General features: G+C 46.9%; 19 protein-coding genes and 1 pseudogene. 6 read left to right on the forward strand and 14 right to left on the reverse strand.

Translation table 11 applies throughout. The features are described from left to right. The first annotated feature begins 549 nt into the window (after window positions 1-549). Complete coding sequence (locus C558_RS0110065) at window positions 550-1401, forward strand: DegV family protein (protein ID WP_018756136.1); 852 nt, start codon at window positions 550-552, stop codon at window positions 1399-1401. 94 nt (window positions 1402-1495) lie between these two features. Here the strand turns inward: C558_RS0110065 and C558_RS0110070 are convergent, their stop codons facing one another. The 5 genes from C558_RS0110070 to C558_RS0110085 form a co-directional block, all read right to left on the reverse strand. Beyond that, window positions 1496-2497, reverse strand: coding sequence for a Gfo/Idh/MocA family protein (locus tag C558_RS0110070; RefSeq protein ID WP_018756137.1), 1002 nt, complete (start codon window positions 2495-2497; stop codon window positions 1496-1498). A 56-nt stretch (window positions 2498-2553) separates the two neighbouring features. Further along, window positions 2554-4095: a recombinase family protein gene (locus C558_RS0110075; RefSeq protein ID WP_018756138.1), complete on the reverse strand. Its 1542-nt coding sequence runs from the start codon at window positions 4093-4095 to the stop codon at window positions 2554-2556. After that, window positions 4050-4253, reverse strand: coding sequence for a hypothetical protein (locus C558_RS34235; protein ID WP_169445349.1), 204 nt, complete (start codon window positions 4251-4253; stop codon window positions 4050-4052). The genes C558_RS0110075 and C558_RS34235 overlap by 46 nt, the downstream gene beginning before the upstream one ends. Before the next feature lie 131 nt (window positions 4254-4384). Next, window positions 4385-5113: a sugar isomerase domain-containing protein gene (locus C558_RS30820; protein WP_018756139.1), complete on the reverse strand. Its 729-nt coding sequence runs from the start codon at window positions 5111-5113 to the stop codon at window positions 4385-4387. A 39-nt stretch (window positions 5114-5152) separates the two neighbouring features. Then, complete coding sequence (locus tag C558_RS0110085; RefSeq protein WP_018756140.1) at window positions 5153-6121, reverse strand: BadF/BadG/BcrA/BcrD ATPase family protein; 969 nt, start codon at window positions 6119-6121, stop codon at window positions 5153-5155. A 112-nt stretch (window positions 6122-6233) separates the two neighbouring features. On the opposite strand from C558_RS0110085, the pseudogene C558_RS30825 reads away from it, so the two are divergent. From C558_RS30825 to C558_RS0110100, 3 genes and pseudogenes are all read left to right on the forward strand, one after another. Then, window positions 6234-6749, forward strand: a pseudogene (locus tag C558_RS30825) (DUF444 family protein); the annotation flags it as partial. Further along, window positions 6746-8182: a SpoVR family protein gene (locus tag C558_RS0110095; RefSeq protein ID WP_018756142.1), complete on the forward strand. Its 1437-nt coding sequence runs from the start codon at window positions 6746-6748 to the stop codon at window positions 8180-8182. The pseudogene C558_RS30825 and the gene C558_RS0110095, both read left to right, overlap by 4 nt. 147 nt (window positions 8183-8329) lie before the next feature. Beyond that, window positions 8330-9931, forward strand: coding sequence for an ATP-binding protein (locus C558_RS0110100; protein ID WP_425413920.1), 1602 nt, complete (start codon window positions 8330-8332; stop codon window positions 9929-9931). Window positions 9932-9978: 47 nt separating this feature from the next. Here C558_RS0110100 and C558_RS0110105 read toward each other — a convergent pair whose 3' ends face one another. Next, entirely contained in the window at window positions 9979-11580 is a 1602-nt protein-coding gene (locus C558_RS0110105) for an ATP-binding protein (protein WP_018756144.1), read from the reverse strand. A gap of 158 nt (window positions 11581-11738) precedes the next feature. Next, entirely contained in the window at window positions 11739-12548 is an 810-nt protein-coding gene (locus tag C558_RS0110110; RefSeq protein ID WP_018756145.1) for a phytanoyl-CoA dioxygenase family protein, read from the reverse strand. Between the two features lie 176 nt (window positions 12549-12724). On the opposite strand from C558_RS0110110, the gene C558_RS0110115 reads away from it, so the two are divergent. Beyond that, window positions 12725-13522, forward strand: a complete 798-nt coding sequence (locus tag C558_RS0110115) for a helix-turn-helix domain-containing protein (protein ID WP_018756146.1) — start codon at window positions 12725-12727, stop codon at window positions 13520-13522. A 1-nt stretch (window position 13523) separates the two neighbouring features. On the opposite strand, the gene C558_RS0110120 is transcribed toward C558_RS0110115, so the two are convergent. Both C558_RS0110120 and C558_RS0110125 read right to left on the reverse strand, forming a co-directional pair. Beyond that, window positions 13524-13949 (reverse strand): Rrf2 family transcriptional regulator, encoded by a 426-nt coding sequence (locus tag C558_RS0110120; RefSeq protein WP_018756147.1) that lies wholly within the window; start codon window positions 13947-13949, stop codon window positions 13524-13526. 159 nt (window positions 13950-14108) lie between these two features. Then, window positions 14109-14558 (reverse strand): DUF3939 domain-containing protein, encoded by a 450-nt coding sequence (locus C558_RS0110125; protein ID WP_018756148.1) that lies wholly within the window; start codon window positions 14556-14558, stop codon window positions 14109-14111. A 160-nt stretch (window positions 14559-14718) separates the two neighbouring features. Between C558_RS0110125 and C558_RS0110130 the strand changes: the two genes are divergently transcribed. After that, window positions 14719-15555 (forward strand): protein phosphatase 2C domain-containing protein, encoded by an 837-nt coding sequence (locus C558_RS0110130; protein WP_018756149.1) that lies wholly within the window; start codon window positions 14719-14721, stop codon window positions 15553-15555. Between the two features lie 52 nt (window positions 15556-15607). On the opposite strand, the gene C558_RS0110135 is transcribed toward C558_RS0110130, so the two are convergent. From C558_RS0110135 to C558_RS0110155, 5 genes are all read right to left on the reverse strand, one after another. Beyond that, entirely contained in the window at window positions 15608-16609 is a 1002-nt protein-coding gene (locus tag C558_RS0110135) for a globin-coupled sensor protein (protein WP_018756150.1), read from the reverse strand. 117 nt (window positions 16610-16726) lie between these two features. Beyond that, the gene (locus C558_RS0110140; RefSeq protein WP_018756151.1) at window positions 16727-17284 is read right to left on the reverse strand and encodes a GNAT family N-acetyltransferase; all 558 of its coding nucleotides are present in this window, start codon (window positions 17282-17284) and stop codon (window positions 16727-16729) included. Next, entirely contained in the window at window positions 17281-18474 is a 1194-nt protein-coding gene (locus C558_RS0110145; RefSeq protein ID WP_018756152.1) for an MFS transporter, read from the reverse strand. The genes C558_RS0110140 and C558_RS0110145 overlap by 4 nt, the downstream gene beginning before the upstream one ends. Before the next feature lie 21 nt (window positions 18475-18495). Then, window positions 18496-18942, reverse strand: coding sequence for a MarR family winged helix-turn-helix transcriptional regulator (locus C558_RS0110150; protein ID WP_018756153.1), 447 nt, complete (start codon window positions 18940-18942; stop codon window positions 18496-18498). A 171-nt stretch (window positions 18943-19113) separates the two neighbouring features. Beyond that, the gene (locus C558_RS0110155; RefSeq protein WP_018756154.1) at window positions 19114-20460 is read right to left on the reverse strand and encodes an MATE family efflux transporter; all 1347 of its coding nucleotides are present in this window, start codon (window positions 20458-20460) and stop codon (window positions 19114-19116) included. Window positions 20461-20541: the final 81 nt, after the last annotated feature.

Here is a 20541-nt window from a genome sequence, read left to right on the forward strand (position 1 = left end):
ATTCCACATAATCCATCACTCCACATTCACACGATTGCCGACATTATTTTTGCAAAAATCACGAATATCGGATGACGTCATCAATCGTGACATAAGTTCATCCCCTTTTACTCCAAGACAGGTTTCCGATGATCCTATAACAACGTAATGAATCTCACACGGAAAAAAGGAATCACAATGATAACATTGAGCCCGCGCCGTCTCACTCGCAATCGGAAAGATCTTCTGCCTGCAGATAAGATCCGCCCCCTATGAATGGTGCCATCAAACAAACTGACAAGTACACGATCTCCAACATGATTCTTAACAAAGCGACGAACTCGACGGACATGATCCCATATACTCCATTTCACCTCAGCCATGGACCGAACACTTCCTTTCTGATCGATATACTACTAAAATATGAATCTCTGAATCATTCGGATTGTTCTTATGTCCTAATAGATTCACACAATTCTATTGTTAACATTTCCCTACTCTAATTCTGGATTCGTAGTATATAATGAGATCATTGTTCTTACATATTTTCATTTCAGGAGGTTGTTCTTCATGTCTAACATTCGGGTCTTCTCAGACAGCACTTGTGACTTGCCGCCTGAGTTACGCGAACAATATCAAATCGGTATTATTCCCTTGTATGTAACCTTTGGTGAGGAGGCTCTTCGTGATGGCGAGGATATAACCCCGCTTCAGCTCTATCAAAAAGTTGATGTCGTTGGAAGTCTTCCCAAGACAGCTTCACCTTCACCGGGTGACTTCATAAAGGCGTTCACCCCTGCCATCGAAGCAGGTCATGACGTGGTCTTCATCGGTATTTCATCCGAGTTATCATCTGCGTGCCAGAATGCAAAAATAGCAGCCGCCGAGTTCCCTGAAGGACGTGTTGTCGTCATCGATTCACGTAATTTATCGACCGGCATCGGCCTGCTCGTGCTTCAAGCCGTCCGTGCTGCCGAAGCAGGACATAACTTACAGGCGATCGAACAAATGATCCTCGAGGCACGCGATCGCATCGAAGTAGAATTCATCATCGATACGCTCGATTATCTGCATAAAGGTGGACGTTGCTCCAGTCTGCAGAACTTCATCGGCAGCTTACTTAAGATCCGCCCTGTCGTAAAGGTCGTCGACGGAAAAATGATCCTCGCTTCCAAGATCCGCGGCAAACGTGAAAAGGCCTTCGATCAGCTGCTGCAAAATGCGCTGAAATACAAAGACCACCTGGATGGTGCTACCATCTCCGTGACCCATTCGTTCGCGGAGGAGGAAGCCGTGAAGATCCGTGAAATTTTATTGCGCGAGACGAAGGTACGCGAAGTGCTGCTCGCTGAGACAGGCTGCGTCATCGCCAGCCACTGTGGTCCGCAGACCGTCGGTATTGTCCTTGCCTGTAACGCTTAAAACACGCCGAAAACGTAAACATTCTATACGAACAAAAAGAATGCCCATCGCCTCTGAATGAACAGATGCAATGGGCGTTCTTGTGTTATAAATCTTACAGCTTAACTCTCACTCGTTCCTTTGCCGAACGTATGCAGGCTTCTATCACACGCATATTGTGAGTGGCATCCTCAGGTGGGAATCGAAGGGACTGCTCCCCCCAGATGGAACGCGCGAAATCATCCACCATCAGCGCATATTGATTGCACGATGCGAACCGCTCTTCACGACGCACCCCATTCGTCACAACGGTAAAACCGTGGGTACCTTCATCCGTCGGTTTGAACGCATGTTCCAATTCGATTCGTCCGTCTGCCCCGACAATCTCTACGAAATTCCGATAGCTCGCGAGCATACCGCAATCGAAGGTTAATGACAAACCATTTCCGAACTCCACCAATCCGGATGCCATCATATCCACATCCCCGAATTCGGACAGAAATTGCGCATGTACTGATACTGCTTCGGGCTCAAGCCCCGTAATCAGCCGCGCTGCACTAATCGGATAACAGCCAACATCATAGATCGAACCGCCGCCAAAGTCCGAGCGGAACCGGACATTCCCCCGATCCATGCGAGCGCCATTGAACGTAAAAGCTCCACGAATCGCTCGAAGCTCACCAATTTCACCGCCTGAGATGATCGCACGAATCCGGTCCCACCGCGGGTGATGGCGGTACATGAAGGCTTCAGCCAGCTTAACGCCCGCCTTGTCGGCTGCTCGAACCATCTCTTCTGCCTCTTCCGGTGTTAAAGCTAATGGCTTTTCACAGAGGACATGCTTCCCTGCTTCCGCAGCACGAATCGCCCATTCGCGGTGCAAATGATTCGGCAGCGGAATGTACACTGCATCGATCTCTGGATCTTCCAGCATGGCTTCATAACTGCTGTAGCTCTTCTCGATGCCGAATTGCTGCGCAACTTCTCGGGCTTTTGCTTCGTCTCGACTAGCAACAGCCGCCAATCGACTCGTCTCCGATTCCACAATCGCAGGCATTACCGCTTTAACCGCTATTTTGGCACACCCGATAATCCCTATTTGAAGCTTATTATGCATTGAACTTCCTCTCCCTCCGCGAAACACATTCATTACTTTCAGTATAAGGGACAGACCTATTCACTGCAAAAATAAACCTGATAAGCAATCATCAACTGTTCAGAATCGATCGTTACCCGCTCCAATAGCTCATGGAACAATACCCGCGCAGCTGTATCACTGCTTAGCTTCAACGCTATAAATGACTCATAATAATCCTGAAGTGCTGTATCCGCAGCCGGACGCTCTTCCAATGTTGAGATCTGACGTTCAATCTCCTTCACTTCCTCGTCCACTTGCTCGAGCTGCCCTTTGAACGATCGCATCTGCTGCTCATACGTATTCGCATCGAACAGTTCTCGCTGATGGAATAAATCCAGTTGATCCTTATGCCGTTTGGCCCGCAAGGTCAACTTGGTGCTCAACGTTCCTCGAAGGCGTTCTAGATCCTGACGACGATCATAGGTGAAGCGGAATTGATCCTGCGCTACCTGTGCCAATTGTCGCCGAATAGCATCCAGTACAGCTACTTCCAGCTGATCCGCTTCCGCATTCGGCTGCGAGCAAGCCTCTCGGCCATACTTGTGTGCCGTCGAACAGACATAATACCGATACGATTTGACGCCGGATGATCGCTTCTGGCAGACCATGCGCTTCCCGCATTGGCCGCAATATAATAGCCCGGTAAGGGGATGATAGGCACGCCGAGGCGCACCCTTTTGCCCTCTGCCCGCTAGTATGCGCTGCGCGGCTTGGAACATCTCCTCATCCACAATCGGTTCATGCGCACGCTCAATAATTTGCCAATCGGATGCGGGAATACGGACTTGCACCTTACGCTTGGACATTTTGCCGGCGTCATCGTATTCTCGCTTCAGCTGATTTCGCCGCGTACCATAGACGACATGTCCGATGTACGCCGGATTTCGTAGCATTTTATTCACATTCTCTCGCGTCCACTTATTCCCGTTCTTCGTGCGGTATCCCCGCTTGTTGAGATCCTCCGCCACGCGGAATGTTCCCAGTCCCTGCTCCACATAGAGTTTAAAAGCTAGCGCAGGAATTTCCTCGTGCTCTGGATCAATCTCAAGCCGCTGCGTAGCGCCCTGAATACGATAACCAATGGGTGGTTCTCCGCTCCATTGCCCGCGGCGTGCTTTTTGTTTTCTGGCGCTGCTAACCCGGGACGATATCTTCTTACTCTCTTGTTCAGATAATACGGATAAAATATCGAAAGTGATGTTATCTTTATTGAGCGAATCATAGTTATCATTGATCGCCACCACGCGCACACCATATTGCTCGAACATGCCGATGATCGCCGGGTTCTCCTGCTTATCCCGACCGACCCGGCTGACCTCTTTGAAGACGAGCAGCTTGAACGCTTGCTCACGGGCTGCTTGAATAGCTAGCTTCATCTCCTGCCGGTCGAATACGCTCGTATAATATCCCGATACAGCTTCATCTCGGTAAATCATAATATCCGAAGTATCATAATGCTCGCCAAGACGATGGATGTATTCTTCACATTGACTTATCTGGTTCTCAATGGAATCCCCTTGCTGATCTGTACTTACCCTCGCGTAGATGGCGCATCGAATTCGAGTTTCTGGCTGCATGCGTCCGCCCTCCTATTCGAGTCTATTGCGACGGGTACCGCTACCCTATTAACCTCAATCTCCACACCGTAATGCTCAAACACATAAGACTTGAACCGTGTTCCAATCCACGCAGCTATTGGCTTGTCGCCGAATTTTTCACTTACGGTATAAGGCAAGGGACTCGCCTCCCCTGATTGTCATACTGAAGTGTATGCGCAGCCGAACTTGTCTCATGCGTCCTGTCCTTTAGGCTTCTACAGCTAAACGAAAAACGCCAAGGGGATCCCCTGGCGTTCGTAAATGCATATCAATAGCCTCTCTCGGCGTATGCCTTCTCCTGCACATCGTTGTATTCCCAGCCGTCCGCATAATTGTAGCTCTTATAGACTGACGGTGTAAGACCTTTTGCCAGCAGCTGATCGATGGCTTCGGCCGTTACCGCCCACATGATATAAGCCGCGGACAACCCTGAAGCAGGGCAAATCCCTGTCCCTAGTCCTTCAACCAGCAGAAGCGCATCCCCAAGCGGCGCACCGTTATCGAGTACAATATCACCGACCTCGAATAACCTCTTATGAGATGAATGCATGGACTTCACTTGAGACGAATAGGTTAAGGACGTTAAGACGATCAATGTGACACCCATTTCTTTCGCCGCCAGTGCAATGTCGACCGCCTCCACGCTTTTACCCGAAACCGAACCCATTATGAGCACATCGCCAGGCATCACATTCGAAGCACGTAGGAAATATTCTCCCAGTCCTTCCATCGACTTTTCCTTGCCATACAAGTCACGCTTCCGCACAGGATTGTCAACTTGAAGTGTTGCCCGAAGCGGCTTCATCAACAGTAATCCTCCAGCCCTTCGAATCAATTCATGATCGACAATATGCCCCGTATCGTAGAGATGAACAGCTTGTCCCACCGCGGATGCTTCCGCAATCGCTGTCGCAGCTTGAACAATCGGTGTCTGCTGCGTCGACCGAATACGCGCCTGCAGCGCTTCAACCGCTTCAAAATATCGATCCATTAACATAAATACCCCTCCCCATTCGGTGAATGCATATGTCATGACTTACCATAAAACTCTATACATCAGCGGAGCATGCCGATCTTCAATAAGCTGTGCTACGGAGGTGGCGAGTCGATCCGAACTTCCTGCATCTTCAGCATAGAACTGGGCGAATAACCCACCCAATGCCGGCTCGAATCTTGGAATGTGGATCTGAACTGAAGGGTGCTTTTCATGGACCTTCTCGCAGAATCGATCGTACATCGTCCTGCAGCCTTTCCATGCGCTGCCTGCGATCATAAGAGAGACCCCTGATTCCTTCTGATCCCTGTCCAACATTTCATTTGTCTGCTCCGCCATCGCTTCACCGGCCTTCACGAATATCCGTTGAGCTACCTCATCGCCTTGAGCAGCTGCCTCTGCACCTAAGATCGCCGCAGAAGCGATCTGCCGCCGTGGATTTGCAGCTTGGTAGACATGATGGATGAGCGCTAGTCGATCTTGCACCTGCCAAGCATCGATAAGCAGCTGCTTCAATCGCGTAACTGGGCCTCGATCTTCGAAATTCCTTAATACGGCTTGAATCACATCTTGGCCGATCTCATATCCACTACCTAGATCGCCGAGCAGATGTCCCCAGCCGCCTAGATGATGCTCTTCTTCAGCAACCCTGAATACACCGGATCCCGTCCCCGATAACGCAACAATGCCTTCATGCTGCACAATCCCCGCAAGCAGCGCCATCTTGCCTTCGCTAAGCCATCGTTCCTCATGAACGTTCATATGCTGCCGAAGGATGGTCATGAACACGTCAGTCGAAGCTGGCATCGCATAATAGACCTTCTGGATGGTGATCCCACTGTATCCTTGCAGACATGAGGCCAGACAGTTCTGAATGGAACCTGCAATATCTATTTGAGAGGCATAATTAATAGCTTGTCCACGCCCAACGCCCAGCACTTCATAACGATCATTGAACAGAACGGCTGTGAGTTTCGTCCCGCCACCATCTGCGCTCAAGTAGTATGGCATGCTTGGCTCCTCCTTTGGATTCATCAGACACGCATGTATACCGTAAAATAGCTTCATCCATACATATGTAGGACAGAACAAAGCTAGTACACATTTAAAAATGGTTCATTATGAGACCCCTAGCTCCATGGGCAGCTTCGAAAAATATTGCGCACGAAGTTTCTTCTTCTGGATGACCCGCTTCCTTCGTCAACAATACGAGAAAGTGGAAATTGTGTTCATCGCGCATCATACAGAGGCGAAGGAGGTCACCGAAGATGAATTCTTCACTCGCGGCGAGAGCGGCGGTACAATCTGCTCCTCCGCCTATATCAAAGCACTTGAAATTATAGATCGTCGCTTTCCGCCTGCGAACTATAACATCTACCCGTTCCACTTCTCTGATGGCGACAATCTTACATCCGATAACGAGCGTTGTGTCAAACTCATCGATGAATTGCTGAAGCGGTGCAATATGTTCGGCTACGGCGAAGTGAACCAATACAATCGGAGCAGTACGCTCATGTCGGCTTACCGGCATATCAATAAACCCCATTTCATGCATTACGTCATTAAGGAGAAGAACGAGGTCTACAAGGCGCTCAAGACATTCTTTCAGAAATCACCGGAAGGGGCGACACGATCATGACGCAGGAAATCCGAGATCTTGAATTTGCCATTGCCGAGATTATGGAGATCGCTGACGGCTTCGGCCTCGATTATTATCCGATGCGTTATGAGATCTGCCCGGCCGACATCATCTATACGTTCGGCGCTTATGGCATGCCTACGCGATTCTCGCATTGGAGCTTTGGAAAAACTTTCAATAAAATGAAGATGCAATACGATTTTGGTCTAAGTAAAATTTATGAACTCGTCATTAATTCGAACCCCTGCTATGCCTTTCTCTTGGATGGGAACTCCCTCATTCAGAACAAACTGATCGTTGCTCACGTTCTCGCACACTGCGACTTTTTCAAGAATAACGTCCGTTTCTCCAATTCGAACCGCAATATGGTGGAGAGCATGTCCGCCACGGCGGAACGGGTAAGTCGCTACGAGCTTGAACATGGCACAGAAGCGGTCGAGAATTTCATTGATGCCGTACTCGCCATTCAGGAGCATATTGATCCGCAGCTCATTAAGCCTCAACGTCTCGATAAGAAACGCTATACTGAGAAGCTCATGCAGCAGACGAAAGATCCAGCTAATGCGTACAAGGAGCCTGGCCAATACGATGACCTATGGAATCTGGATCAGAAGAACATTCTTAGCAAGAGCGATACCCCGGCCAATCGAACCTTTCCGCCGGAACCCGAGAAGGATATCGTCTGGTTCATTCAAGAATATTCACCGATCCTTGAAGATTGGCAGCGCGATATTATGTCGATGCTGCGTGAGGAGATGCTCTATTTCTGGCCGCAGATGGAGACGAAGATCATGAACGAAGGCTGGGCTTCCTACTGGCATCAACGCATCCTCCGTGAACTTGACCTCACGAGTGAAGAGACCGTTGAATTTGCGAAGCTGAATTCATCGGTCGTTCAGCCGTCGAAGAACAGCCTCAACCCTTATTACTTAGGGCTCAAAATATTCGAAGATATCGAGCGCCGTTGGGATCAGCCAACGCAAGAGGAACGTGATCGGCTGCACCGCGTACCAGGACAGGGTCGGGCAAAGCTATTTGAAGTCAGAGAGCTGGACTCTGATACATCGTTCATCCGCAATTATTTGACGAAGCAGCTAACGGAGGATTTGGATCTTTATGTGTTCGAGAAGAAAGGCAGCGAGTGGAAAATTACCGATAAAGCATGGATGAATATTCGGGATCAATTGGTCTACTCTAGAGTAAATGGCGGGTTCCCATTCCTTGTCGTACAGGATGGCGATTTCATGCGGACCGGAGAAATCTATTTGAAGCATCAGTATGAGGGGATTGAGCTGGACCTGAAGTATTTGGAGCGGACACTGCCGTTTGTTTATCAGTTATGGGGCAAACCCGTTCACCTCGAAACTTTTGTCGAAGATAAAAAAGTTCTATTTACCTACGATGGCAGAAAACAAGCGCGAAAATTTCTTTAACCGACACTTATTTACGGTCTTCTCCCATTATGGAGGAGATCGTATTTTTATGCCGAAAGACTCGACAACTTTCGATATTCTTTTGAAGCTTTCTCATTTATAATAGAATCGAAGTAGATTTGATCGATCCTTGCGAGTCTGGGGTGTGTGAGATTGATTATTAATATAATCAGACAATTTTTTGTTCCCTCCATCAGTGTATTCGTCATTTTATCGTCCATCTTTCTTCATACAGCAACGAACATCTATCTCTTAGTCATCACGGGATGTCTATTCGTGTTCAGTATCCTACTCGACAAGAAGTTCCCTCGATTGCAGCCGTTCCAGATCATTCTTCTCGGGGTGTTCCATTGGAGCAGCAGTCTGAATTGGTGTCAACTTCTCTACTGTATTCTGATCATTATCACCATTCAGCGAAAGATGAAATTCAGAGATTCGGTGCTCACCACGCTGCTCTATGCCATGCAATATACGTTAATTAACTTAACTTATCTACCCATTAATACCTACCAGATGCTCGTGTCCATATTTGATATCCTAACCTTTGTAATCGTTCTCCTCCTCTACTACTTTGTTCACGTCTCCGAGATGGAGAAGAAACGACTTCGTGAGAAGTTTCAATTTCTTAGCATCCACGACTCCGTTACCGGACTCCTCAACTATGAAGGCTATATGAAATCCATTCAGAACGATGTGAAACGCAAAGAACCTTTTGTGTTGCTCCTCCTAGACCTGCAAGATTTCAAATCCATCAACCACGAGAGTACACAGAACGGCAATGAAATTTTGGCCAAAATCGCTCAGTTGTTACGCACATATTTTCCGAATGCCAAAGCGATGTCTAGATATGCAGGAGACCGGTTCGCGCTTGTCCTGCCCCCTTTCGATAATATTCATCAAGAAATTAGTGACGTTCTCGATTCGAATATGCTTGGGTTCCAAGTCACACACAGTACAACGTTTTTCCCGCAGGAAGCCGAAAGCGCACAAGAAATTATCACATTCGCAGAAGAGAAGCTCTTCCAGAATCGACGCAAGCTCTGGTTCAAACGTGAAGAGAATATGTTCCGAACTGAGAAGCTCAAAGCCGTCGGTGAACTCGCTGCAGGGATGGCACACGAAATTCGCAACCCCCTCACGACAATCAAAGGCTTCATGCAAATTTCGATGCATCATGATTACAATATTCGCCCCTGGTTCGATACCATTATGAGCGAGATAACGCGCATGAATGAACTAACCGCGGAATTTTTGCAGTTCTCGAAGCCTCATATTGGCAATATGAAGCCAGAGCCCATCGCACATGTGATGGATCGATTGTTATATCTCGTGGAGTCAGAAGCCGCATTCCGCGGTCACCGCATCTATTATGAGCCCATCGGTGTCTCCTTACATATCCATATGGATCGTGACAAAATTGTACAGGTGTTATTGAATCTTGTCCGTAATGCCTTTGAGGCGATGGAGGAGCCCGGGGATATCTACATTCAAGTATCGCAGATTCATAATAAGGTGATCATCGAGATTCGGGATACGGGATGCGGAATCGCAGAACATCATCTCACCAAAATATTCAATCCGTTCTATACCACCAAAGATAACGGCACAGGCCTTGGATTATCCCTCTGTCAGAAAATCGCCCAAGATCATGGAGGTTCGCTCGAGGTTCGAAGTACATTAGGCGAAGGCTCGATCTTCCGCGTAAATCTCCCGTTGGATGAGGTAGAGCTCATCGAGGCTATCAATTAATAAGAGCCTGTGCACCACGCTTCGCATGGTGTACAGGCTCTCTATCTTTATTTAGGCAGTGGGAGCGTAATACTGAACTTCGTCCCTCGCTCCTCGCTGGCTTTAATTTGTATTTTGCCGTTATGGTTCTCGATAATGCGATAGCAGATCGATAGTCCAAGTCCGAGCCCATTCTCTTTCGTCGTGAAGAAGGGGTTAAAGACGTTCTTCATCTGATCTTTCGAGATCCCGATCCCGTAATCCCGAATCGTAATCACCGCCGTATTCTGCTTCTTATTGCAGGTCAGTCGAATATCGACCTGACCGCCCTTCGGCATCGCTTCGAACGCATTCTGGATTAGATTAATCAGCACCTGCTTAATTTGAACCGAATCGATATAAATCGGAAGCGGTAACTCGTATAAATCTGTCGTTAGAATGATGTTGTTGAAATTCGCCTGGCTGGTCATGAACTGCACCGTCTCTATCACGACATCTTGCAGGATATGCTCCTTCTTCTCAGGAGAGCTCGGCTTAGCCATGAGTACGAAGTCAGACACCAGCCGCTTCAGATCAAGCAATTCACCATAGACAATCTCCAGGTAACGAACATACATTTCACGAGACAATGGCTTCTCGCGAAGCAATTGAATGAAGCCCATAATCGATGTGAGCGGATTACGGATCTCATGCGCAATGCCGGCAGCAAGCTTCCCGATAGCTGAGAATTTCTCATACGTCAACATCTGATTCTCAAGCTCATTGCGTTCCGTAATATCGCGAAGCTGCAAGTAGGCCCCTGTTAATTCCTGATGGTCATTCACGACGGGTATCGCATCGAGTATACATGTAATACGCTTATTCGCAGATAGCAAGAATGTGCATTCTTGATTTTCAAATCGGTTACCATATAGGATGACATCACACATATAACTCGCAAAGGGTTCAACGTCACAGATCCATCTTCCGATCATCGAAGTACGCTTACGATTCATAATCCGCTCAATCAATTGGTTGCATTCCGTAATGTACCCCTCTGCATCGGTAATAATGATGCCGTTATTGACACTCCGAATTAAGGTATGATTCATAATATCTTTATTATGGTTCGTTCTTCGCAGTTCAATTTCACGTTCCATCGAGTCGACCATATTCGAGAGGAGTGGAAGCGCAAACCGATTATGATGTTCAACGAAGATCATCATGGAGACTGTACCTGCCAAATGATCTACCTGATTAACTTGAAATGGAACACTATAGCAAGCGGTATTATGCATATGTTCGTGAAAATGATCACAGCCTAGAAGCTCAATCGGTTTCTGTTCCTGCAACGCAAGATGTACGGCATTGGTCCCGAAATCTTCCTCGCCCATCAGGGTGCCTATTTCCATCCCGATCTTGTTCACTAGACTTCGAATTTTCTCATTGCCGACAAAGTCAATAATGTAGCCTTGACCATCGGTTAGCGCGATGAGAATCGGAATCCCATCAAGTTGAGATCTGGTCTTCTCGCCGAAAAAATTCATTACCGATATCACTTCACGATAGTTATTCCGAATTCGAAGAAGTTCTTCTTCACAGAGACGATTCTTCGAGAAGGGAATGGCGCTCGGTGTCATTCCTTGTTCCAGGCATCTTTTTTTGGATTCGACAATATATGAAGCTTCCATGGGTCATTCCGTTCCTTTCATCCAACACAAAAAAAAGTATGATATTCTCAAAGAATACCATACTTATTGAAATAAAACTTCCAAAATATTCAGATTCTTCAATTCGAATAGGAAATAAGTCATATCCTTGACGTAATCTGTTTTATTAGATATTGCGATTAATGCGGATACGCCGTGTCGAATAGAATGCCGCACGGTCCCCCATCCGGATTGATTCCGAGGTCCACCTCTGTCCCGTCTGCGAGGAATAACGGCCGATAGAATTCACCGATTTGCGCTGCTGAAGCGTTCGCATAATGACAAATGAACGCTCGCCGGAACCGATCTTTCGATTTGTTACGATAGGACCCATGAATTAAATTCCCGTTGAAAAATAATACATCGCCTTTATCCATCACGGCTGGAATCGCTTTCTGATCTTTGGGCGGTTTGACGTAATGCGTCGTGAAGGATTCTTGTTGATCTGCTCGATCAGGACACACAATGTCGTAATGGTTCGTCTTCGGCACGATCAGCATACCGCCATTCTCTTCGTCCGCCGCATCGATCGCTGTCCACGCGGCGATGCAATTGCCTGGCTCTACTTTCAAGTAGAAATTATCTTGATGCAGCGCTTGTCCTCTGGAGCCTGGGGGCTTGTAGTAGAACATACTCTGTGCCGCAAGCGGTTCTTCCTCGTAGAGGTCCCTTAAGACATCCAGTACAGGGGAATGAAGCATATAACTCTTCGCTGTATCATTAAATCGATGGGGATGCATTACACGCGGGTAGCGTGCTAGTGGGTCGTTCACATCCGCATCCAATTGGGGTTCAAAATGTCCAGGAATCATCTGTCTGCTTATGATGTCAAATGTCTCTTCAATGGTCCGCACATCCATATCCGTGAATAAACCCTTCACAATCAAATATCCTTCTTGCTCAAACTGTTCCTTCTGATCCTTCGTTAACACACGTAATTCGTAAGACATCATCAGCGCCTCCCTTGAGCTTCCTACCATCATTTCCTACAGTATATTCTAGAGATCGCTGGATCTAAATCATCGATCCTGCTAATCTCTCACACAATTCTGCTATTCTTCTTGTCGATAGCCTTGCTGCATCATATGATAAAGGAGACACGTTATATGCGGATGGAGGGGCTCGAATGCATCAGGAGCGCACCAAGAGGACGATCGAAGAGGAACAAGATTTAATCATTGCTGGACATTTCGCTGTACCAGACACTTATGTATCCAAGCGGCCGCACGGACGGAAGGATTGGCTCATGATCTATACGCTCGGCGGTGAGGGTTACGCGATCACGCCCAAAATGCAAGTGACTTGCCGGGCTGGTGATGTGACGCTATTGAGGCCAGATATTCCGCAGCACTACGGAACGCGAGAAGGTGCACATTGGGACATGGTCTGGGTGCATTTCTCCGATCAACGCGTTGAGAAGCATTTACTCCCACATCAAGAAATCCATCAACAATCGATAGAGAATGAATCCGCCCGGAACCGGATACGTCATGCATTCGAGCGGATCATTACCGATTCTACGGAAGGTGGACCCTATGCCCAGGAGCTCGGTTATAATGCCTTACGTGAAATCCTCATGCTACTCGCACAACGAGACATGCAGAAGCGCGATGCACGCGTGGAAGAAGTGCTGTTCCTCCTCTCACAGCATATTCGCGAACCCCTGAAGGTTGATGTTATCGCGAGAAAAGTTGGACTGTCTTCCTCGAGGCTATCACATGTATTTAAAGAAAATACGGGATGCTCCATCGTCGAGATGCTCAATCAAATGCGGATCCGTCAAGCTGCGTTACTCCTTAGGCATACCGATCGGAGCGCATTTGAAGTGAGTCAGGACGTGGGGTTTCACAACTATAATCATTTCATTAATCAATTTCGGAAATATATTCACATGACGCCAAGCGCGTATCGTGAACAACAATAATTTATGACTGTGCGTGCAAAATATCATTCGCCACTTGATCCAATGTCACGCGCGCAAGCTCTTGTTCCATCGCTTGCTGCGCTTTGGCGAAATTCGTCTCTAAGGTACTCTGAATATTTTTGCCCACAATACAAGCAGGGTTCGGATTCTCATGAATCGCGAACAACTCTTCTTGGACACCAACCTGAACCGCGCGATACACGTCCAAGAGCGTTATTTCATAAAGTGGGCGGACTAAGGTCGCGCCGGCTACACCCGGACTGGAATGGATTAATCCTGCTTTATTCAATAAACTCATCATACGTCTGATGACGACGGGATTCGTATTTACACTTCCTGCGATAAGTTCAGATGTTATACGTCCTGATTTATGAAGTTCAAGCAGCGTCAAAATATGAACCGCAACGGAAAAACGACTGCTAATCATCCTCATTTCCTCCTCTGTCTACAGCTATTTATGTTGTAACGATTATAGTTACACAGCCATGAAAAGTCAATTTGGGTATAAAAAGGAGCATCCCCATCGCTATTCCCTCGGAGGATGCTCCTGCTTCAATTGGATGCCAATACATGACATGATACATGATTATGGATGATGGCTTAACATATTTTCCTCATCCGTAATGTATAGCGGAAATGGAGGTTTCTCTTTCAAGTAGAATTGTTGCATAAGCAATTCATAATGCACGCGACCATCCGCGCAATCCTGCATAACCGGCAATTTGTGATTGTCATCGACATAAGCATCGACAGCTTCTTGAACAATGTCCAAGTAATGTGGAATCAACTGATCCTCTTCTGTAAAGATTTCATACGTTTGCGTACTCATATAATAATTTTCAATTGGTATTCCACCTAAATAAGGAACGAGTCGTGCACTGTTAATTCGATTATCTTGGTCCACGAGAATGGTTCGTTTCACATTTTTCGGTAGATTGGCTTCAAATTGAATAACAGCCTTCTCAATATCATTCAACGTCGTTTGGATACGTGCCGGCTCTTGATTCGGTTTGTTTCTCTTCCAGAATGTCCACATAGAACTCCCTCCTCGGCCTGTCGGTAAGCGTTCTCAAACTAAACTTACAGATAACGATTTTGTTGTTTCCTTACTCCTATTATACCATATTTCCACATATCTTCTAAGGCAATGTTAGAATGTATATTGTACATTTCGTGGAGAAACGGAGGCATATCCTATGCACATCGAGCAAATTCATCGTAAAGGGCAAGGCACCTATAACGAAGATGCCATCATTATTAACGGGGATCAGCATATTTATGGGGTGGTGGATGGCGTCTCGAGCCTAGTTCCTACGCATCATACCAGCACCAGCTCAGGTCAGATTGCAGCACAGCTTGTCGCGGAGCATTTCATGAATACCGATCATCCGAAAACACTGGTTGAACGAACCATGGCGGCCAATGATCAGCTGCGGGCCACCATGCTTGAATCGCAGGCCGACATCCACGATGCAAGCGCGAGGTGGAGTGCGGTCCATGCCGTTGTCCACGTGAAACCGCATCATATTGACTGGGTGCAGAGCGGCGATTGTATGATCTATGCAGTGTATGAGCATGGTCTTGTCCGGACAATCACGTATGATAGTGTTGAAGTACATGATGAACGGGCCCTTAACCTGTGGAAAAGCATAAACAACATGACGCTGATTCACGGGGAACGTCCACACGAGGTCACCGAACAATTGCAGCGGAATCGACGATTCTCGAACCAGCCCGGCGGATACAGCGTTATCAACGGTGAGCCCGAACTCGCGCAGCATCTCGAATCAGGTCGAATAACACGACTAGGTCTGAAACATTTGCTCCTGATCACAGACGGTATCTATCCTTGGCAACCCGTCTACCCGCATCATGCCGAGCAAACGCATGCCTTTGTTCATGATGTGATACACCAAGGTCTGCAATCATATGTTGATCAATTATGTAAATGGGAAGCAGAAGATCCTGACTGCACCCGATCCGAACGGTTCAAAATGTCCGATGATAAGACGGGCATTCTACTCACCTTCTAACACACATAGAATAGGGCGCCTTATACGGGCGCCCTCTATTTTTCATATACGCTTATTCATTTAATCCCTTGAGATCCATCGCAACTTTCTCAATCATTTGTACGAAGGCGTGCAGTTCTTCCGAGCTGGCTGCTTGGTGGCGTGCATTCACCGATGTCTGCTCCGACTCCTGCTTCACCTGCACCAGCTTGGATTCAATTTGTTCCAGCTTCTCTTGGATTCGCTCCTGCGCTTGACGTGATGTTAGCGCGAGCTTACGGACTTCATTCGCTACAATCTCGAACCCTCTACCATGCTCGCCAGCATGCGCTGCTTCAATTGCTGCATTCAGGCCGAGTAGATGCGTCTGATTCGAGATGCCACGAATGAGTACGCCCATTTCCGTAATCTGCTCTACTTCCACATTTAAGCTCTCAACGAGCTCATGGGCATGATCTTGCGACTCCGCCGTCGTAATCGCCGTCTCTGCAATAGTCTGCGCACTGGCATCCAGTTCGAGCATCATCGCTGCAAGCTCTTGAACGACTAGGCTGACTTGATGAAGCATATGTTCCTTCTGGTCCACCATGACTTGAATTTTATCTTTCTCCTTCAACTCATAAGCTTCAAGTACCAGTTGAGAATCAAAATTGAACATTTTCGATATCGCATGCACCAATTGAATCCATTGATACGGCAATTCATTCTTAAGTACTTCGGTAGCAATGTTCAAATACACCATGTACGTGCCCAAGTACCAATTCGTTGTCAGACCGATTCGGGAATGAACACCGCCGATGCGGACCCGGTTTATGATGAATTCCTCATCAATAATCCCCTGACTGAGCGACATCCAATAATCGGATTGGGTCTGCTTCAACCGCTCAATGGTACTGAATTTGCCGATCAATTCTACCAGTTCTGGCTGTTGCTGAATTTGTGCGTATAACCGGTCTACCACGAGATCAACAACCTTGCGAAAAACCGGTTGATTGGAAGCAAGCAATTGCAGATCTTCTTCCGTGATACCCGTGTATTCTAATTGTTTCAATCGATGCTGCGAAACGTTGATCATAAATTCCCTGCCCCTTTAAAATATATATAGGTTTATCCCCTGATTATAAGGAATAAAGACTGGAACATACAGGAAACGCCAATATTAATATGGAAATTATTAGACAAACTGTCTATTTTATTCGCAATTTTTGATCATATGCCGGAAATGATAGCCGCTGACCGTGATCTCGCCATCGACATGATAACCTTTCTTCACATACAATTGATACGCTGGCTCATTATCCATCTCCACGAGCAGCGCTAATTTGGAATATCCTCGTTCCTTGCCTTGATGTTCGAAGGCATCCATCAGCTTCTTCCCAATCCCTTGACCTTGGAATGCATCGTTCACAGCTACGGAATCCAGATAATATTCATCATCATGGGCTTCCTTCACAAATGTAACCTCTTTCCCGCTAACCGATCGAATTCGATCCACAAAAGGCTTGTCTAATTCCTCCGAATGACTCCCATGATAAGCTAGCAAGAAGCCTACGACCTGGCCATCCACTTCATAGACGATCGTGTTCTCGTAGCTAAGTCGATTTCCTGGTTGAGTAAAAAATTCTCCGACGATTTTCAACGCTTCTTGGTCATCTGTCGTTCCCGTCAGCGTATTTGCAATGCGGCCAATTGCCATGTGAATTAATGGTACTACTTGTCCTGCATCTTCTGCTCTTGCTGTTCGAATCATGATTGTCCCTGTCTCCTTCTTGCAATAACATAGATTACTATAAATAATACCATGAATAACGAGGAGAGGCGAAACATCATCGCATAACTTGTCTTCAGCGCAACAATACCGAGCGTCATCGAGCCCAGTGCAATCCCGAAATCGATGGAGTTATAGAACGCCCCATTGGCTACCCCGCGATTCTCCGGTTTCGCCCGTTGAATCGCCCAAGCTTGCAATGACGGCTGCAGCGCACCGTAGCCAACTCCATAGCAAAGAGCTGAGACAATCAACATCGGAAGAGATGTCGTATATGAAAGGAATAGCATTGAGATAATAACCATAAAACAACCAATTGGAAGAACGACGCCATGGCCTCTACTGTCATAAATTTTACCTGAGATCGGACGAACGAGCAGAACCGCAAGCGCATTGAACAAGAAGAACCATCCGACATTCGGGATATGATTTTCTTTGCCCAACATCGTAATAAACGTAATCAATCCGCCGTACGTGATCGACAATAAAATAGTTAAAACGCAAGGAAGCAAGGCATCACGATCCATGAACTTGATCTTCATTGGCTTTTTCACGGTATGACTCGTCTTCTCTTGTCGATTCATTTGGATCGTGAATGTGATCGGGATAACGATCGCAATCAGAATCGAAGCAACAACAATAAGGGTGCCAAAGCCATAGTCAGTAAGCAGCCATAAGCCAATGACTGGCGCGATGGACATTGATAAGCTTGTCGATAAGCCGAAGTAGCCCATCCCTTCACCGATTCTTCTTTTGGGAACGATCTCAGAGACGACGGTACCGTACGTGGTGCTAATAATCCCGAATCCGACACCGTATACGATACGGACGAGGATAATTAGGGCAATCGCCCCGACACCATAGTACGTCATCGTCGATAATAGGAAGATGAGGAGACCTGCAATGACTAGTGGTACCCGCCTCATCCGAGAAACAGCAACACCAGCATACATCCGAGTGGCAATGGCGGAGAGTGCGAACATACTGATGACAAAACTGATCATAAGGCTTGATACGTTAAATTTCTGCGATACATACGCGGGTAAAGCGGGGGTAATCATTTGTAGGTTCAGATAGACGAACAAATTAGACACGGTTATTAATATAAAATCTTTCGTCCACAACCTCGAGGCAGTGGACGGTTTCACCTCTGTAGCATGTGCAAGTTCCATCAAGGACACCTCTTCTGTCTATTAATTATGCAATATTAATCCCTCAGCGTTCTTATAGAGCAGCATCAGACTCTGTCTGAACTGCGTAATCTGTTCAGGCGTCATGCCAGCGAATAACTCCTTATCGTACGCCTTCTCAATCGGAATTAATTCTTCTGCTTTCTTCCGCCCTTCATCAGTTATGTAGAGCAAGAATGCGCGACGATCACTTGGATCTGTCTCTTTGCGTACAAGCCCTTTCCGCTCCAGGACATCCAAAATACGCGTCAACGTCGGCTGATCACGAGCTGTTCGCTGCGCAAGCTCCTTCTGATTAATGCCGTCTTCTTCCACTAAGCGTACAAGCAGTGTATATTGCTCTGGTGTCATGTCATAAGGCTTGAACCGTTGTGTCAGAATTTGTGAAGCTTTACGATAGGTCATGCCAAGTCGAAATCCTAGTGATTCATCCAAAATACTTGAGGACATGTTAAACCTCCAAATTTCATTAGTTAGTATACTAATTATAATATGTGTAATTAATTTTTGTAAATCATTATTTTACTTTCACTTTATTTTCACGGAATACAACAAAAAAAACTCCCGATCATTCATGGTTCGAATAATCGAGAGTTCTTATGTTTTCATTCTATGAACGAGTTAGGCATGAACTCCGCCTTTCACCTGAATGGTACTCCAATCTTTTCGATAGAAGCGATACATCAGGGTTAGGCCAAAGACCATTAAATACGTGTACAGCGCGATCCAAGCGCCAATACTGCCCATATCCAATACGAAAATCAGTAAATAGGACAGCGGAACGAAGAGGCACCACGCTACGACTAACGAGGCACGTAGAAGGAAGGTTGTGTCACCTATACCTCGCAACCCACCGGCATAGAAGTTCAAGAATCCATCGAACAACTGCAAGAACGCCGAGATCATAATGAGTTGCGCCGCCGTATGGAAGACACCTGGATCCGTATTGTTATACAGTTTCGAAATATTCTCTGCGAAAATAAATTCTACGGTTCCGAGCACGAGTAAGAAAATTGAACCCATAATGGCCGTATCCGTCCCCGCACGTCGTCCACGCAGTGGCTGTCCTCGACCGACCTCTTGCCCGACCAGAATCGTCGCCGTCGCTCCAAACGCAAAAGCCGGCATGAATCCAAAGGACATGACATTCAGCGCCACTTCATTTGCAGCGAGCGCCTCGGTACCGAGTCTTGCGACGAATACGGTAAAGATGAACATCGATAAGCTCATCGAGAATTCTTGTACCCCAAGCTTCGTACTCTCGGAGATCATCTCTCCCATATCTTTGAAGCGCGGCATCACCCAAGTCCGGGTGTTGTAGAGTGGATGCAAGCGGAAGAAATAGACATAGATCGCGAGCAAGAAGCCGATCGCTTCCCCGATCAGAATCGCAAGGCCTGAGCCTTCAAGTCCAAGTTCCGGTAAGCCAAAATGTCCGAAGACAAGCGCGTAGACTAGGAATAAAATGATGACATTACTAATCACAGATAAGACCATGGAAGTCTTCGTATCTCCAATCCCGCGTAGAAACCCATGAAACACGAACGAGATCATCCCAATCGCAAGCGCTACGAATCGCAGCTGCAGATAGGACTCCCCCTCAGATACCAGCTCCGAAGAGCCGCCCGTCCAGCCTAATATGACGCCGGAGAACAACCAGCCCATGATTAATAATACGATTGCAAAAAACGTGCATAAATATAATGCATAATACATCCGTTTAACCCCGGTCCTCATATCATTCGCGCCATAGTTCTGAGCGACCAAATAGTTCACCGTATGCCCGATACCGGAGAAAATGGCGAAGCCGTTATACATAATAATGTTCGACACGCCGACAATGGCAATGATAAGCGCTCCGAGATGCCCCACCATGATCAAATTGACCGTTCCGATTACCGTCGCCGTCGCGAATGATAAGAGGGAAGGAATCGCGAGCATTAAAATCTTTTTCCAATTCTGTAACATTTCAAACAACCTCTCCATTGAGTTAACTCCCATTGTGCAATAGAAGCCAATCCTTGGCAACGGAAGAACGGCGTATTCATC

It is taken from the genome of Paenibacillus terrigena DSM 21567, from assembly GCF_000374845.1.
Classification (GTDB): Bacteria; Bacillota; Bacilli; order Paenibacillales; family Paenibacillaceae; genus Paenibacillus_K; species Paenibacillus_K terrigena.